The sequence below is a fragment of the Pseudomonas sp. A25(2017) genome (genome assembly GCF_002001065.1).
Classification (GTDB): domain Bacteria; phylum Pseudomonadota; class Gammaproteobacteria; order Pseudomonadales; family Pseudomonadaceae; genus Aquipseudomonas; species Aquipseudomonas kilonensis.
The window spans coordinates 247546-261881 of sequence record NZ_MUOA01000044.1; the positions used below are offsets into that span (position 1 = coordinate 247546).

Sequence of the window (14336 nt, forward strand, 5' to 3'; positions counted from 1 at the left end):
AACCTGTGGCGAGGGAGCAAGCTCGCGCTGAGACCTGTAGGAGCTGGCGAAGCCTGCGATCTTTTGATCTTGATCTTTTGCTTTAGACTCAATTGTCCTGGACAAGATCGCAGCCTCGCTTTGCTCGACAGCTCCTACATTGGGCAAAAAAAACGGCCCGAAGGCCGTTTTTTATTGCTGCAGACTCAACCGCCCAGGTACGCCTCGCGTACTTTCGGGTCGGTCAGCAGGGCTTCACCGGTGCCTTGCATCACCACGCGACCGTTCTCCAGCACGTACGCCCGGTCGGCGATTTTCAGCGCCTGGTTGGCGTTCTGCTCCACCAGGAACACCGTCACGCCGTCCTTGCGCAGTTGTTCGATGATGTCGAAGATCTGCTGGATGATGATCGGTGCCAGGCCCAGGGAAGGCTCGTCGAGCAGCAGCAGCTTGGGCTTGCTCATCAGCGCACGGCCGATGGCGAGCATTTGCTGTTCGCCGCCGGACATGGTGCCGCCGCGCTGGGTAAAGCGTTCTTTCAGGCGTGGGAAAAGGTGCAGGACCTTGTCCATTTGTTCCTGAAAGTCGCCCTTGTCGGTGAAAAAACCGCCCATGGCGAGGTTTTCTTCTACGGTCAGTCGGGCAAATACCCGACGGCCTTCCGGCACCACCGCGATGCTCTTGCGCATGATGTGCGACGAGTCCTGGCCCACCAACTCCTCACCCATGTAGCGGATGCTGCCGCTGTGGGCCTGGGGCGAACCGCAGAGCGTCATCAGCAGGGTGGATTTGCCGGCGCCGTTGGCACCGATCAGCGTGACGATTTCGCCCTGGCGGACTTCGACGTTGACGCTGTGCAGGGCCTGGATCTTGCCGTAGAAGGTGGAAACGTTTTCGAATTGCAGCATTTACGCTTCCCCCAGGTAGGCTTTGATCACTTCAGGATTGTCGCGGATCTGCTCTGGCGAGCCGTTGGCCAGGGGGGTGCCCTGGTTGATCACGACGATGTGGTCGGAAATGCTCATGACCAGCTTCATGTCGTGCTCGATCAGCAGCACAGTGACGTTGTGCTCCTCACGCAGCACGCCGATCAGGGCTTTCAGGTCTTCGGTTTCCTTGGGGTTCAGGCCGGCGGCGGGCTCGTCGAGCATGAGGATCCGCGGACGGGTCATCATGCAGCGGGCGATTTCCAGGCGTCGTTGCTGACCGTAGGCCAGGGTCCCGGCGGTACGGTTGGCGAACTCCTTGAGGTTGACCTTCTCCAGCCAGTACTCGGCGTACTCCATGGCCTCGCGTTCGCTTTTGCGGAACGCCGGGGTCTTGAACAGGCCGGCAAAGAAGTTGGTGTTCAGGTGACGGTGCTGGGCGATCAGCAGGTTTTCGACCGCCGTCATGTCCTTGAACAGCCGCACGTTCTGGAAGGTGCGCACCACACCCTTGCGAGCGATCTGATGGCCGGGCAGGCCCTGGATCGGCTCGCCGTCCAGCACGATGGTGCCGCCGGTGGGCTGATAGAAGCCGGTCAGGCAGTTGAACACGGTGGTCTTGCCCGCGCCGTTCGGCCCGATCAGCGCAACGACCTGTTTTTCTTTCACGGTCAGGGCCACGCCGTTGACCGCCAGCAAGCCGCCGAAGCGCATGCTTAGATTTTCAACCTTGAGGATCTCGCGGCTCATTTGCGCAGCTCCGCTCTTAGTTTAAGTTCGGGGCGTTGCATCGGCAGCAGACCTTGAGGACGCCAGATCATCATCAGCACCATCAAGGCGCCGAACATCAACATGCGGTATTCGCTGAATTCACGCATCATTTCGGGCAGCAGGATCATCACGATGGCCGCCAGGATCACGCCCAGCTGCGAGCCCATTCCGCCCAGCACCACGATGGCGAGGATGATCGCCGACTCGATGAAGGTGAAGGACTCCGGCGTCACCAGGCCCTGGCGGGCGGCGAAGAAGCTACCGGCAAAACCGGCGAACGCAGCGCCGAGGGTGAAGGCCGACAGTTTGATCACGGTTGGGTTGAGACCCAGCGCACGGCAGGCGATTTCGTCTTCACGCAATGCCTCCCAGGCGCGGCCGATCGGCATGCGCAGCAGGCGGTTGATGACGAACAGCGCGGCCAGGGCCAGCAACAGCGCAACCAGGTAGAGGAAGATCACCTTGTTGATCGAGTTGTATTCCAGGCCGAAGTACTCGTGGAAGGTCTGCAGGCCTTCGGCGGCTTTACGTTCGAAGGTCAGGCCGAAGAACGTCGGTTTCTCGATGTTGCTGATGCCGTTCGGGCCACCGGTGATGTCGGTCAGGTTGCGCAGGAACAGACGGATGATCTCGCCAAAACCCAGGGTCACGATGGCCAGGTAGTCACCGCGCAAGCGCAGGACCGGGAACCCCAGCAGGAAACCGAAGGTGGCGGCCATCATCCCGGCGATCGGCAGGCAGATCCAGAAGCTCAGGCCGAAGTAGTGGGACAGCAGCGCATAGCTGTAGGCGCCGACGGCGTAGAAGCCGACGTAACCCAGGTCCAGCAGGCCGGCCAGGCCTACGACGATGTTCAGGCCCAGGCCGAGCATCACGTAGATCAGGATCAGCGTGGCGATGTCCACCGCGCCGCGAGAGCCGAAGAACGGCCACACCAGGGCCACGACGATCAGGCCTAGCACGATCCAGCGCTGGGTCGACGGCAGGGTCAGGAAGTTGCTGGCCTTGGCCGGGATCACCGGCAGGCCGGGCGAGGACTTCCACATGGCGCTGATCTGCGTGCTGAACAGTACGCGCACGAACATCAGCAGCGAACACACGGCGATGCTCGCCAGGATGGCCGGGCTGGTGCCATGCACTTCCAGGTTGATGCCGACGATGGTCAGTTTAAGACCCAGTACCGGGTAGGCCACGGCCCAGACCAGCAGGGCGCTGAAGAGCGCCGATTTGAGATGCCTAGTCATACTTTTTCAACCTCCGGGCGGCCCAGGATGCCGGTCGGCCGGAATAACAGAACCAGAACCAACAAGCCGAATGCCACGACGTCCTTGTACTGGTCGCCGAAGATGTCGGCGCCAAAGGCTTCCGCCACGCCCAGCACCAGCCCGCCGAGCATCGCGCCGGGAATGCTGCCGATGCCGCCCAGTACCGCGGCGGTGAAGGCTTTCAGGCCTACGAGGAAGCCGGCGTTGGGGTTGATCACGCCGTATTGCATGCTCAACAGCACCGCGGCGATGGCCGCCAGGGCCGCACCGATGACGAAGGTCAGGGCGATGATGTTGTTGGTGTTGATGCCCAGCAGGTTGGCCATCTTGATGTCCTCGGCACAGGCGCGGCAGGCGCGGCCCAGGCGGGAACGGGAGATGAACAGCGTCAGGCCGAGCATGGCGACCAGGGTCACCACGAACACCACGATTTGCATGTAGGAAATCAGCACTTCATGTGCCCCGCCTGGTCCGATGGCAAAGTTGCCCGGAATCAGGTTGGGTATGGATTTGTCCTTGGAGTCTTGCGAAAGCAGTACCGTGTTCTGCAGGAAAATCGACATGCCGATGGCGGAAATCAGCGGGATCAGACGGTTGCTGCCGCGCAGGGGGCGGTAGGCGATCCGTTCGATGCTGTAGCCATAGGAACTGGTGACGACGATGCTCGCGATGAAAGCCGCGGTCATCAACAGCGGGACACTGTCGAGTCCCATCATGGCCAGCCCGGCGATGGCGATGAACGCCACGTAGGAGCCGATCATGTACACCTCGCCGTGGGCGAAGTTGATCATTCCAATGATGCCGTAAACCATCGTATAGCCGATGGCGATCAGGGCATACGTGCTGCCAACGGTCAGGCCGTTAACCAGCTGCTGGAAGAAGTGATAGATGTCAGGCATTACAGCGCTCCTAAAAACCTGATACGCATTTCACTGGTGGAGTCATTTTCCCGCCCGGGTCCCGTGGATCTGCATCCACTTCGAACACGAGGTTTGCCAGCGAACCGCTGATGACGGTTTTGAGATTTTCAGGTGGGGAGACTGGCGGATCACGCCAGCGCGGCCCAATACATTTAAAACAAAGCCCACGGCACGCCGTGGGCTTTATTGGCAGTCAGTCAGGCCAGGCCTTACTGAGGCGAAGCTTCGGTTTTAGGTTTGCCGAAGTGCCACTCGTAGACCACGAACTTGAAGTCCTTCAGGTCGCCCTTCGCGTCGAAGCTCAGGTCACCGGTTGGGGTCTTGAAGGTGCCGGCGTGGATGGCTTCAGCCACTTTGCCTGCGTCTTCGCTCTTGGCAGCCTTGATAGCGTCGGCGATCACGGTCACTGCGGAGTAGGACGGGAACACGAACGGACCGCTCGGGTCTTCTTTCTTGGCCTTGAAGGCGTCAGCCAGGGCGATGTTGGCAGGGTCCTGGTCGAAAGATTTCGGCAGGGTTACCAGCAAGCCTTCGGAAGATTCCTTGGCGATCTGCGAGATGGAGTCGTTACCCACGCCTTCCGGACCCATGAACTTGGCCTTCAGGCCTTTTTCCTGGGATTGACGCAGGATCAGGCCCAGCTCCGGGTGGTAGCCGCCGTAGTAGACGAAGTCGACGTTGGCTTGCTTGAGCTTGGCGATCATCGAGGAGAAGTCTTTGTCGCCGGCGTTCACGCCTTCGAAGACGGCCACTTTCACGCCTTTGCCTTCGAGGGTTTTCTTCACGGCGCTGGCGATGCCTTCACCGTACTGCTGCTTGTCGTGCAGGACCGCAACGACTTTCGGCTTGACGTGGTCGGCGATGTAGTTGCCGGCCGCAGGGCCTTGGGCGCTGTCCAGGCCGATGGTGCGGAAGATCATCTTGTAGCCGCGAGCGGTGATGTCCGGGCTGGTAGCGGCCGGGGTGATCATGATCACGCCTTCGTCTTCGTAGATATCCGAAGCGGGCTGGGTGGAGCTGGAGCACAGGTGGCCAACCACGAACTTGATGCCGTCGTTGACGACTTTGTTCGCGACCGCTACCGCTTGTTTTGGATCACAGGCGTCATCGTATTCAACGGCGACAAGTTGCTTGCCGTCGACGCCGCCCTTGGCGTTGATCTGTTCGATGGCCATTTTCGCGCCGCTGAACTGCATGTCGCCGTATTGGGCTACGGGGCCGGTTTTAGGGCCGGCGATGCCGATCTTGATGGTGTCGGCGGCGAACGAATGGCTGGCAACCCCGGCCAGAACCATAGCGGCAAACAGTTTGGAAATCTGCTTAGTAGCCTTAGTCATAGTGCTCCACTCATGCTGTTGTAGTTTTTATAGTCCTGGCGCCGTAGCAGCAGAACCGGGTCAGATATCTTGGATACCCTCGCGGAAAATGCCCCCGGCAACTGTACCGGTACAGTGTAGAGCGCCGATTGTTGGCAAGGGAAGCTGGCGCTTGGGGGCAAAACCTGAGGGTGTCGCTTAATTGAAAGAAAAAGACAGAATAGCGGCGGGGTTTTGTCCGGTCATATCGGCAATCCTTGGCTTTCCTGCGCTTTTCATTCGGTACCGCAATTGCTACCGGGTTTTTCTGCCAGACCACCGACGTTATCATTCGCGCCGATTTCTTTTCCGGACAGGTCCCATGAATCAAGAACCTAGCACCCTCTATGCCAAACTGCTTGGTGAAACCGCATCCATCACCTGGAAAGAGCTGGAGCCGTTCTTTGCCAAGGGTGCCCTATTGTGGGTCGATCCGGCACTGGATTTGATCGCCGCCGCCGAGGCCGTCGCCCAGGACGAAGGTACCAAAGTCGCCGCCTGGCTGGCTGCCGACCAGCTTGCCAAGCTGTCTGAAACGCGGGCGCTGGATTTTCTGGAGCGCGATCCGCCGCTTTGGGCGGTGGTGGTTTCGCCCTGGATTATGATCCAGGAAAGGGCGTCGAACTGATCGATGCACCAAGTTGGTTCAGGTTTTTTGTCCGCTGAAAGTGTGTAGGTGAGTAGCGTGATGGCGTCCTGCCGTGGCGAAACGCCACAGGGGAGGGTGACGTATACGTAACGGGAACAGTTTATGGAGCAGCCTTTGGGCTGCTCAATTGTTTCTGGATGTTGTTTCGAGGTGTTGCATAGGCCGCCTTCGCGAGCAGGCTCGCTCCCACAGGGGCTTTGTGAACGCAGGCCCATTGTGGGAGCGAGCCTGCTCGCGATTTGGGGCGACAGGGTCTTAAAGCCAGCCTCAGTAACTCTTGCCAGTATGGTTATTAAGAGAAATAACCTTGGTCTTGCCAATGCGGTGACGGTAGATCTCACGCAGGTACTTGATGGATTTCTTCACGCAGTCGCGGGACAGGCGGATGTCGTTGATCGAGACGAACTTGTCCTTGTCGTTGATCAGCTCGCGATACTTCTTCTCGTACATCGGCTTGATCGCGTACCAGTTGGTGTCGAGGATCTTCGCCGGGTTTTCGAATTCGTTGAGCAGGTCGTCGATACGTTCTTCGTCGAAGTCTTCATTGATGATGAAGTCCAGGATCGAGTTGTCCAGGGTGTCGTCGAAGCGGTACGGGGTGCGGGCGAAGCAGCGTTTGATGAAGGCCACGATCAGGGTCAGGAAATCATCCGACAGGCACGGGCTCTTGGCGATCAGCGTGGTGAGCGACAGGTTGGCCGACGCGCCGATCACCAACGCGTAGCGCTTGAGGGTGGTGTTGGGGAACAGGCTGTTGAGGTGGGTCTTGAGCCGGTTCAGGTCCATGTAGGACAGCTTGTAGTCCTTGGGCAAGGAAACGATGGACACCACCGACGAGCAGTTCTTGAAGAAGTGCAGGTCATGCAGGGCGGCGGCGTCGTAGCCGGAATTCTTGTACTGCTCCAGCGACGCCCGGTAGCGCTTGGATTCGATCGGCAACAGGCTGATGCCTTCGATGGCCTGGGTGACCTTGTTGAAGTGCGGCAGGTCGATGGAGCGGAAGAACAGGTCGTCGATGTTCAGGCGCGGCGGTTCTTTCTCGAACACCTTGAACTTGTCGCCGCTCGGCGCCGGGGTTTCCGGGACGACGGACTCGGCGTAGGCAATTGCCACCGGGCCGGCCAGGCTCATGAACAGGTCGTTGGCGTCCAGGCGAATGGTTTCGCCAATGTCGATGCCGGCACGGCGGAAGTAGTTCTGGTCGTAGTCGGTGGTGACCGCCTGGGCCGTCAGGATGTTGAAGATCTGCTGGGAGATGTACTGGTTGGCGTGCTTCTCCATGGCATTGACATCAATGTTCTGGATGTTGCCGTCATCGCTTTCTTCGGCGTAGCGCATGATGTCGTTGGAGATCAGCATCATCGCGTTCCACGGGCGGATACGGCCCATGACGCTGGCTTCGCTGCTGTCTTCGTTGGCGAAGTTGTACGAGAAATCCCATTCTTCCGACAGGTACTTGCACAGCAGGCGTCCGGCGTTGATGTGCAACGCCTCGGACATTTCACTGCGGTGGTCGGAAATGTTCGGCAGCACACAGATGCCGCTGGTGAAAATCGGTTCGAAGACGAAGGAGTGACCGCTCTTGCTGTCGTGTTCGTCCATCGGCTTGGTGTCGAACGTCTTGTTCATGTACGAGTACTGCTGGGCCAGGCCGAATTCCGAGGCCATGCCCGAACCGGTACCGCCGCCGGCACTGAAGATCGAGAAGTACAGGCGCGACTGGTTGGCCTTGATGCCGCAGCTGTCGATCAGGTACGAGTGGATCATTTTCCAGTCGGGGCTGGAGAACCGCTGGGTGTCCTTGTTCAGGATGATCTTGGCCAGGTACTGGCCCAGGATCGGCGCGTTACCGGCGCCACCGGCATGGACTTCCGACAGGTCCATGATCTTCATTTTGCTGTAGTCGCGCAAAAAGCCGCTCTTCTCGCCCTTGCGCGAGAAACGGATGCGCCCGGCGATGTCCTTGTCCAGGTCGCCGAGCATCACCAGCGGTTCCACCAGGAACACCGGCTTGCTGGCCTTGCTGTTGCCCAGGCGCAGGTTGTTGCGGATCCACTGCGCGGGGCTGTAGCCCTTGTCGCTGTAGGCCTTGTCTTCGGCGTTGAATTCGTTGAGGTAGAACTTGCGGGCGTTGTACACCAGCTCCGCCACGTCCAGGGCGATGTTGGAGCCGCAGCGACCCAGGCCGATCAGGCACACCGACGGGAACTCCTGCTGGGCGCGGTCGCTCTCGTCCTCTACCAGATGGGGCGGGCGCGGGAACACCGCGTCGCGCAGGCCATCGAGGTTGTCGAGGATCCGGTCGGTGTTGGTTTCGGTGAAATACAGATACTGCTGAGTCGACAGGGGACGCGAGCTGCTCGATGGTTTCGAGGCTTCAGGGCCATTGGCGGCCGGGCTCAGGGTCAGATCGGATACCGCAGTGGCTGTTTTTTTGGAAGTCATTGTGCGCCATATGCCTGAACTGGTTGGCTCGACGAGCGCTGTCATCGAACCATCGCGGATGGGAGCTCGCGTCCTGGATGGCGCGAAGGTCGGCCCGAGCGTCCAGGGCTATAGCCTGGGGGCCGCTCGAGAGATTCTTTCCTGATAGGTTGAATCGGCCACCGGGAGACGATCTTTAATCAAGAATGGGCGAAATGATGGCAATTGTTGCAGGAAATTGACCGTTATCAAGAAACGTGCCGCTCGCCATGGGTGGGTATCAGCCTTGCGAATGATTGGAGACAGCCTGCGCGCCGCTGTCTAGATTGCAGATTCCGCTAATGCTCCATAACAATAAAAGAGACGGACCCATGCAGAACTCGACCCAAGCGGCGAATGCCTGGCGCATTCTGTTCCTGTTGTTCCTGGCCAACCTGTTCAACTTCTTCGACCGCACGATCCCGGCGATCATCATCGAGCCGATTCGCATGGAGTGGAGCCTCAGCGACTTCCAGATCGGCATCATCGGCACCGCTTTCACCCTCGTCTACGCCATTGCCGGGTTGCCATTGGGACGCATGGCCGATACCGGTTCGCGCGGCAAGTTGATGGGCTGGGGCCTGGCGACCTGGAGCGCGCTGACGGCGGTCAACGGCCTGGTGGGCAGTTTCTGGGCGTTCCTGGTGGTGCGTATGGGCGTGGGGATCGGTGAGGCGAGTTATGCGCCAGCGGCCAACTCACTGATCGGCGATCTGTTCCCGGCCCATCGCCGGGCGCGGGCCATGGGCATTTTCATGCTGGGCCTGCCGATTGGCTTGCTGCTGGCGTTCTTCACCATCGGCGCGATGGTCAAGGCCTTCGACAGCTGGCGCGCGCCGTTCTTTATCGCGGCTGTGCCAGGCCTGGTGCTGGCGGTGTTCATGTTCTTCATCAAGGAGCCCAAGCGCGGCGCGGCGGAAACCGTGCAGGTGTCCCAGGAAAAGATCGACCGGCCGATCCGTCGAGTGTTGGCGATCCCCACCTTCCTGTGGCTTGTGTTGGCCGGGCTGTGCTTCAACTTCGCCACCTATGCCTGCAACTCATTCCTGGTGCCGATGCTGCAACGCTATTTCCTGATGCCGTTGCACGAGGCGGCCGTGGCGACCGGGATCATGGTGGGCGTGACCGGGTTGTTCGGCTTGACCCTTGGCGGCTGGATCGCCGACAAGATTCACCAGCGCGTGCCCAGCGGTCGCTTGCTGTTCGCCGCGTTCAGCCTGGTGATCTCGACGCTCACCACTGCCTGGGCATTGCATGCCGGGCGAATTGAAATCGGTGTGTTCGTCGCGGTGTTCAGTGTCGGCTGGTTGTTCGCCTATACCTTTTATACCTGCGTGTACACGGCGATCCAGGACGTGGTCGAGCCGCGCCTGCGGGCCACGGCGATGGCGCTGTTCTTCGCCGGCCTGTACTTGCTCGGTGGCGGATTGGGCCCGGTGGTGGTGGGCGCTTTGTCCGACTACTTCGCCCGCACGGCCATGGCCGCGGCCGGGGTCGACCAGATGACCGAAGCGTTCAAGGCCATCGGCCTGCATGATGCGATGTACCTGATCCCGGTGGCGCTGTTCCTGACCATGGTGTTCCTGTTCCTGGCGTCACGTTGTTTTGTGCGCGATGCCAAGCGCATGAAGGACGGGATGAGCGCGGTGGTGGTGCCCGAAGGTGTTGTGGCGACGGCTTGACAGCATCTGTGGGAGCAAGGCTTGCCCGCGATGAAGGCGATTGATCGTTCCCACGCTCTGCGTGGGAACGCCTCAACGGACGCTCTGCGTTCGGCTCTGCAGGGACGCGGAGCGTCCCGGGCTGCATGCCCACGCAGAGCGTGGGAACGATCATGTGCTACCGAGCCTTCTCATCCCGCCCACGCAACAGGCGATTGGGCATCGTCACCGCGGCCGCCAATCCCAACAGCGACACCGCCGCGCTGATCACCAGCAAATGCCGGAACGTCGCCTGCAATGCCTGGCGCAAGGCGTTCTGCGCCTCGCCTGGGGCGGCGTTCAGGCCGTCCAGCAAGACGTTGCCGGAATGCCCTTCACCGATCAGCGACGAACTGGCGAGCTGGGCGAAGCTTGAATCTTGCAGCAAGGCCAGCAGCAACGCTGATATCAGTGCCACACCCACCGCGCCGCCAAGGGAGCGGAACAGGTTGGTGGTGCTGGTGGCGACGCCGATGTCCTGTTGGTGTACGGCGTTCTGCGCGCCCACCAGCGAAGTGGGAAACTGCATGCCGGAGGCGATGCCGCTGAGCAGCATGAACAGGCTGCTCAGCCAGAGCGCGGCGGGCGGGGTGAAAGCCATGCCGAGGATAGCGAACGGGAAGAGCAGGGCGCCGCTCAGGATCATCGGCTTGTAGCGCCCCGTGACCGAGGTCCGGCGTCCGGCGCAATACGCGCCGATCGGCAGTCCTATCGCCAGCGGCAGCAAGTGCAACGCCGCACTGTCGGCGCCCGCGCCGGTCACGCTCTGGAAGCGCAACGGCACCAGCACCGTCAGGGAAATCGCCTGGAAGCTGGTGAAGAACACCGTGCACCAACACAGCACCGCATCGCGGTTGGCGAACAGGTGCATCGGCAACAACGGCTCCCGCGCCCGGCGCTCGTGCCAGGCGAACACCCCCAGCGCCGCGCCTGCGCAACCCAGCAATCCCAGCACTTCACGGCTGTGCCAGGCATGACCCTGGCCGACCTGGGTAATCCCCAGCAGCAGCGCCGTCAGGCCGATGATCAGCAACACGGTGCCCAGGTAATCGATGATCGGCGTGCGTTGCGGCACCGGCAGCCCGACCAGGCTGCGTCGAGCCACCCACCAGGCCACCAGGCCCAGCGGCAGGTTGATCCAGAACACCCAGCGCCACGACAGGTACTCGGTCATGTAGCCGCCGAGCACCGGCCCGGCCACGCTGGCCACCGCGTACATGCTGCTGAAATAGCCCTGGTAGCGGCCACGTTCGCGGGGCGCGATGATGTCGCCGATGATCGCCTGGCTCACCGAAATCATCCCGCCAGCGCCGATGCCCTGGAAAATCCGCGCCAGCACCAGTTGCTCCATGTTTTGGGCCAGGCCACAGAACAGCGAGGCCAGGGTGAACAGGCCCATGCCGAACAGCATCAGCGGCCGGCGACCGTAGAGGTCACCGAGCTTGCCGTAGATCGGCACCGCCACGGTCATGGCGACCATGTAGCCGGCAATCACCCAGGCCAGCAGGCTGACGTCGGCGAATTGTGCGGAAATGGCCGGCATCGAGACGGCGACGATGGTCTGGTCCAGCGCACCGAGGAAAATCGCCAGCATCAGGGCCACCAGCACGCTGCGGATGGCCGGTTTTGGGGCTTGGAGCGTATTGAACTGAGTCACGGCAGAACCTGCAGGCATTGCGCCGAAGAGGCGAATGGGATGACGCCCGCAGTTTAAGTCGATAGGCGGCTATTCGATAGCCTCGTAAGGAAGCCCGACGTAATTTTCCGCAATGGTTTTTCGGCCGGCTTCGGAGTCGAGGAAATATTCCAGCTCGGCTTCGCTGATGCGCTGGTTGAAGGCATCGTCGTCGAAGCGGTGCAGCATCGAGGTCATCCACCAGGAGAACCGTTCGGCTTTCCAGACGCGCCGCAGGCAGATGGCCGAATACTTCTCCAGCAGATCCACACGGCCGTCGCGATAGACCTTGAGCAGGATGTTGAACAGCGTGCTGACATCGCTGGCCGCCAGGTTCAGCCCCTTGGCGCCGGTGGGCGGGACGATGTGCGCCGCATCGCCCACCAGGAACATCCGCCCATACTGCATCGGCTCGACCACGAAGCTGCGCAGCGGGGCGATGCTTTTCTCGATGGACGGGCCGGTCACCAGGGCTTCGGCCAGGTCGGCGGGCAGGCGGTTTTTCAGTTCATCCCAGAAGCGCTCGTCCGGCCAGTCGGCCACTTGTTCCTCGGCGGGCACTTGCAGGTAATAACGGGTGCGGGTCTTGGAGCGCATGCTGCACAAGGCAAAACCGCGTGCGTGGCGCGCGTAGACCAGTTCTTCGTGGACCGGCGGGGTGTCGGCCAGCACGCCGAGCCAGCCAAACGGGTAGACCCGTTCGAAGACCTTGAGTTTTTCCGCAGGAATGGACTGTCGCGCCACACCGTGGAAACCGTCGCAACCGGCAATGTAGTCGCAGTCCAGGCGCCAGGTTTCCCCTTCATGCTCGAAGGTCACGAAAGGGTTTTCGGTTTGCATGTCGTGGGGTTGAGCATTGCTGGCCAGGTACAGGGTCCGGGCGCCGGCGGCTTCGCGGGCGGCCATCAAGTCACGGGTCACCTCGGTCTGGCCGTAGACCATGACATTTTTACCACCGGTCAGGCCCTTGAGGTCGATGTGCACCCGCCGATCGTTGAGCACCAGTTCAAAACCGTCATGGGGCAGGCCTTCGGCGTCCATGCGCTGGCCAACGCCGGCCTGGCGCAGCAGTTCGACCATGCCTTGCTCCAGCACACCGGCGCGGATGCGGCTCAGGACGTATTCCGGGGTCTGGCGTTCGAGGATGACAGTGTCGATCCCGGCGTTGTGCAGTAACTGGCCGAGCAGCAAGCCAGAGGGGCCGGCACCGATAATAGCGACTTGGGTCTTGAGGGTTTTCATTGTTCTTATGACTCGCACGAAGCACGCGACCAGGGTCGGTGTTGATTATTAGAAATCGAGTGCCTACATTTTTCGCTTGCGGAGCTGTCAATTGAAGGGGAAAACTGAGCTGATACCTGTTCTTTTCGCCAATTGGTGCGATTATCGCCCGCAACCCCAGGCCCGGATCCACGTTATGAAAAAACCTGACCTGCCTTCGATCCCGGTGTTCAAGCTCTACGGTGAGAGCCAGGAATGGCCGACGCCGGACCTGTTGCACTGCGAGACCATCTCCAAGCGCAGCCGCGAGCATCAATGGGAAATCAAACCCCATCGGCATGCCGATCTGTGCCAGCTGTTGTTTGTCTTCAAGGGCCAGGCGGAACTGGAAATCGAGGGCCGGCGCACGCAACTCACCGAACCGGCCGTGCAGATCCTGCCGCCGCTGTCGGTCCATGGCTTTCGTTTTTCCGAGGATGTGGAAGGTTATGTGGTGACCCTGGCGGCGCCGCTGGTCACGCACCTGCAAGCGCAACTGGGGCATTCGGTCAACGTCCTGGCCCAGGCCGAAAGCTACCCCGCCCTGGAGAATGCCGAGTACCTCAACAGCCTGTTCAGCGCCCTGCAGAATGAGTACGTGGGGCATCAACCGGCGCGGGAAATGCTGATGCATGCGCTGGTCAGCGTGATCATGGTCTGGGTCAGTCGCCAGGTGATGCAGCGCCACACCCAGGCCCAGCGCCCGCAACGGGCTCGGGAATACCTCAACGGGTTCATTCAGTTGGTGGAAGAAACCTATCGCGAGCACGTCAAGGTCGAAGACCTGGCCCATCGCCTGGGTATTTCCGTGTCGCACCTCAACGGCACCTGTCGGGAACTGGCGGGGCAACCGGCGTTGCAGATCATGCATGAGCGCCAGTTGCTGGAAGCCAAGCGCCTGCTGACCTACACCGGCATGACCATCTACGAGATTTCCGAAATGCTCGGGTTTTCCGACCCGACCAACTTCACCCGGCTGTTCCGCCGGCGCGTCGGCATCTCGCCCAAGGCGTTCCGGGACCGGCTCAAGACCGATCAACAGGACGACTGACCACGCCTCAGCGCAGGGCGTTCAGGGTCGCACTGTGGGGGATGCACCGTTCGAAGTTGCAACTGGCGTATTCACGGGGCAGTTGCCGGGCCTGCTCGACCCGATAGGCCGCAGTGCCATACAGCGCTAGCGTGGCGGCGCAGGTGACAAAAATGGCGAGGCGTCTTCTTGTTTTAATGTTCATGGCGGTGACCTCTGAACGAATACCCGGGGGTACTACTTTCAGAATAGGTCAGCCGTGGCGAGTTGCCAGCCTGGCAGGCTTTGTGTGTAACCCGATATTCAGAACACTGATATTCCCCTGTTGGTGGGAGCAGACCTG

General features: G+C 60.8%; 12 protein-coding genes. 3 read left to right on the forward strand and 9 right to left on the reverse strand.

Going from position 1 to position 14336, the window contains the following annotated elements:
• Positions 1–185: 185 nt before the first annotated feature.
• From B0E42_RS06295 to B0E42_RS06315, 5 genes are all read right to left on the reverse strand, one after another.
• Positions 186–887, reverse strand: a complete 702-nt coding sequence (locus B0E42_RS06295; protein WP_014336889.1) for an ABC transporter ATP-binding protein — start codon at positions 885–887, stop codon at positions 186–188.
• Positions 888–1655 (reverse strand): high-affinity branched-chain amino acid ABC transporter ATP-binding protein LivG, encoded by a 768-nt coding sequence (gene livG, locus B0E42_RS06300; protein ID WP_014336890.1) that lies wholly within the window; start codon positions 1653–1655, stop codon positions 888–890.
• On the reverse strand, positions 1652–2920 hold the full coding sequence (locus tag B0E42_RS06305) for a high-affinity branched-chain amino acid ABC transporter permease LivM (RefSeq protein ID WP_018610816.1): 1269 nt from the start codon (positions 2918–2920) through the stop codon (positions 1652–1654). Before B0E42_RS06305 ends, livG begins: the two co-directional genes overlap by 4 nt.
• A complete protein-coding gene (livH, locus tag B0E42_RS06310) occupies positions 2917–3840 on the reverse strand; it encodes a high-affinity branched-chain amino acid ABC transporter permease LivH (protein WP_014336891.1) in 924 nt (307 codons plus the stop codon). Before livH ends, B0E42_RS06305 begins: the two co-directional genes overlap by 4 nt.
• 230 nt (positions 3841–4070) lie before the next feature.
• Entirely contained in the window at positions 4071–5198 is a 1128-nt protein-coding gene (locus tag B0E42_RS06315) for a branched-chain amino acid ABC transporter substrate-binding protein (protein WP_014336892.1), read from the reverse strand.
• 340 nt (positions 5199–5538) lie between these two features.
• Here B0E42_RS06315 and B0E42_RS06320 point away from each other — a divergent pair, with 340 nt between their 5' ends.
• The gene (locus B0E42_RS06320; protein ID WP_014336893.1) at positions 5539–5844 is read left to right on the forward strand and encodes a DUF2288 domain-containing protein; all 306 of its coding nucleotides are present in this window, start codon (positions 5539–5541) and stop codon (positions 5842–5844) included.
• Between the two features lie 288 nt (positions 5845–6132).
• On the opposite strand, the gene B0E42_RS06325 is transcribed toward B0E42_RS06320, so the two are convergent.
• Complete coding sequence (locus B0E42_RS06325) at positions 6133–8310, reverse strand: hypothetical protein (protein ID WP_024619167.1); 2178 nt, start codon at positions 8308–8310, stop codon at positions 6133–6135.
• 350 nt (positions 8311–8660) lie between these two features.
• On the opposite strand from B0E42_RS06325, the gene B0E42_RS06330 reads away from it, so the two are divergent.
• Positions 8661–10010, forward strand: coding sequence for an MFS transporter (locus B0E42_RS06330; protein WP_077506004.1), 1350 nt, complete (start codon positions 8661–8663; stop codon positions 10008–10010).
• Positions 10011–10167: 157 nt separating this feature from the next.
• Here B0E42_RS06330 and B0E42_RS06340 read toward each other — a convergent pair whose 3' ends face one another.
• Together B0E42_RS06340 and pobA are read right to left on the reverse strand one after the other, a co-directional pair.
• Complete coding sequence (locus B0E42_RS06340; protein ID WP_139353101.1) at positions 10168–11703, reverse strand: MDR family MFS transporter; 1536 nt, start codon at positions 11701–11703, stop codon at positions 10168–10170.
• A 51-nt stretch (positions 11704–11754) separates the two neighbouring features.
• Complete coding sequence (pobA, locus tag B0E42_RS06345) at positions 11755–12945, reverse strand: 4-hydroxybenzoate 3-monooxygenase (RefSeq protein WP_053178347.1); 1191 nt, start codon at positions 12943–12945, stop codon at positions 11755–11757.
• A gap of 175 nt (positions 12946–13120) precedes the next feature.
• Here pobA and B0E42_RS06350 point away from each other — a divergent pair, with 175 nt between their 5' ends.
• Positions 13121–14014 (forward strand): helix-turn-helix domain-containing protein, encoded by an 894-nt coding sequence (locus B0E42_RS06350; protein WP_024619171.1) that lies wholly within the window; start codon positions 13121–13123, stop codon positions 14012–14014.
• 7 nt (positions 14015–14021) lie between these two features.
• Here the strand turns inward: B0E42_RS06350 and B0E42_RS31025 are convergent, their stop codons facing one another.
• Positions 14022–14198, reverse strand: coding sequence for a hypothetical protein (locus B0E42_RS31025; protein ID WP_162843733.1), 177 nt, complete (start codon positions 14196–14198; stop codon positions 14022–14024).
• Between the last annotated feature and the right edge of the window lie 138 nt (positions 14199–14336).

Coding starts and splice junctions, on each gene's coding strand:
- B0E42_RS06295 (WP_014336889.1), bottom strand. CDS start 887: ATGCTGCAATTCGAAAACGTTTCCACCTTCTACGGCAAGATCCAGGCC.
- livG (WP_014336890.1), bottom strand. CDS start 1,655: ATGAGCCGCGAGATCCTCAAGGTTGAAAATCTAAGCATGCGCTTCGGC.
- B0E42_RS06305 (WP_018610816.1), bottom strand. CDS start 2,920: ATGACTAGGCATCTCAAATCGGCGCTCTTCAGCGCCCTGCTGGTCTGG.
- livH (WP_014336891.1), bottom strand. CDS start 3,840: ATGCCTGACATCTATCACTTCTTCCAGCAGCTGGTTAACGGCCTGACC.
- B0E42_RS06315 (WP_014336892.1), bottom strand. CDS start 5,198: ATGACTAAGGCTACTAAGCAGATTTCCAAACTGTTTGCCGCTATGGTT.
- B0E42_RS06320 (WP_014336893.1), top strand. CDS start 5,539: ATGAATCAAGAACCTAGCACCCTCTATGCCAAACTGCTTGGTGAAACC.
- B0E42_RS06325 (WP_024619167.1), bottom strand. CDS start 8,310: ATGACTTCCAAAAAAACAGCCACTGCGGTATCCGATCTGACCCTGAGC.
- B0E42_RS06330 (WP_077506004.1), top strand. CDS start 8,661: ATGCAGAACTCGACCCAAGCGGCGAATGCCTGGCGCATTCTGTTCCTG.
- B0E42_RS06340 (WP_139353101.1), bottom strand. CDS start 11,703: ATGCCTGCAGGTTCTGCCGTGACTCAGTTCAATACGCTCCAAGCCCCA.
- pobA (WP_053178347.1), bottom strand. CDS start 12,945: ATGAAAACCCTCAAGACCCAAGTCGCTATTATCGGTGCCGGCCCCTCT.
- B0E42_RS06350 (WP_024619171.1), top strand. CDS start 13,121: ATGAAAAAACCTGACCTGCCTTCGATCCCGGTGTTCAAGCTCTACGGT.
- B0E42_RS31025 (WP_162843733.1), bottom strand. CDS start 14,198: ATGAACATTAAAACAAGAAGACGCCTCGCCATTTTTGTCACCTGCGCC.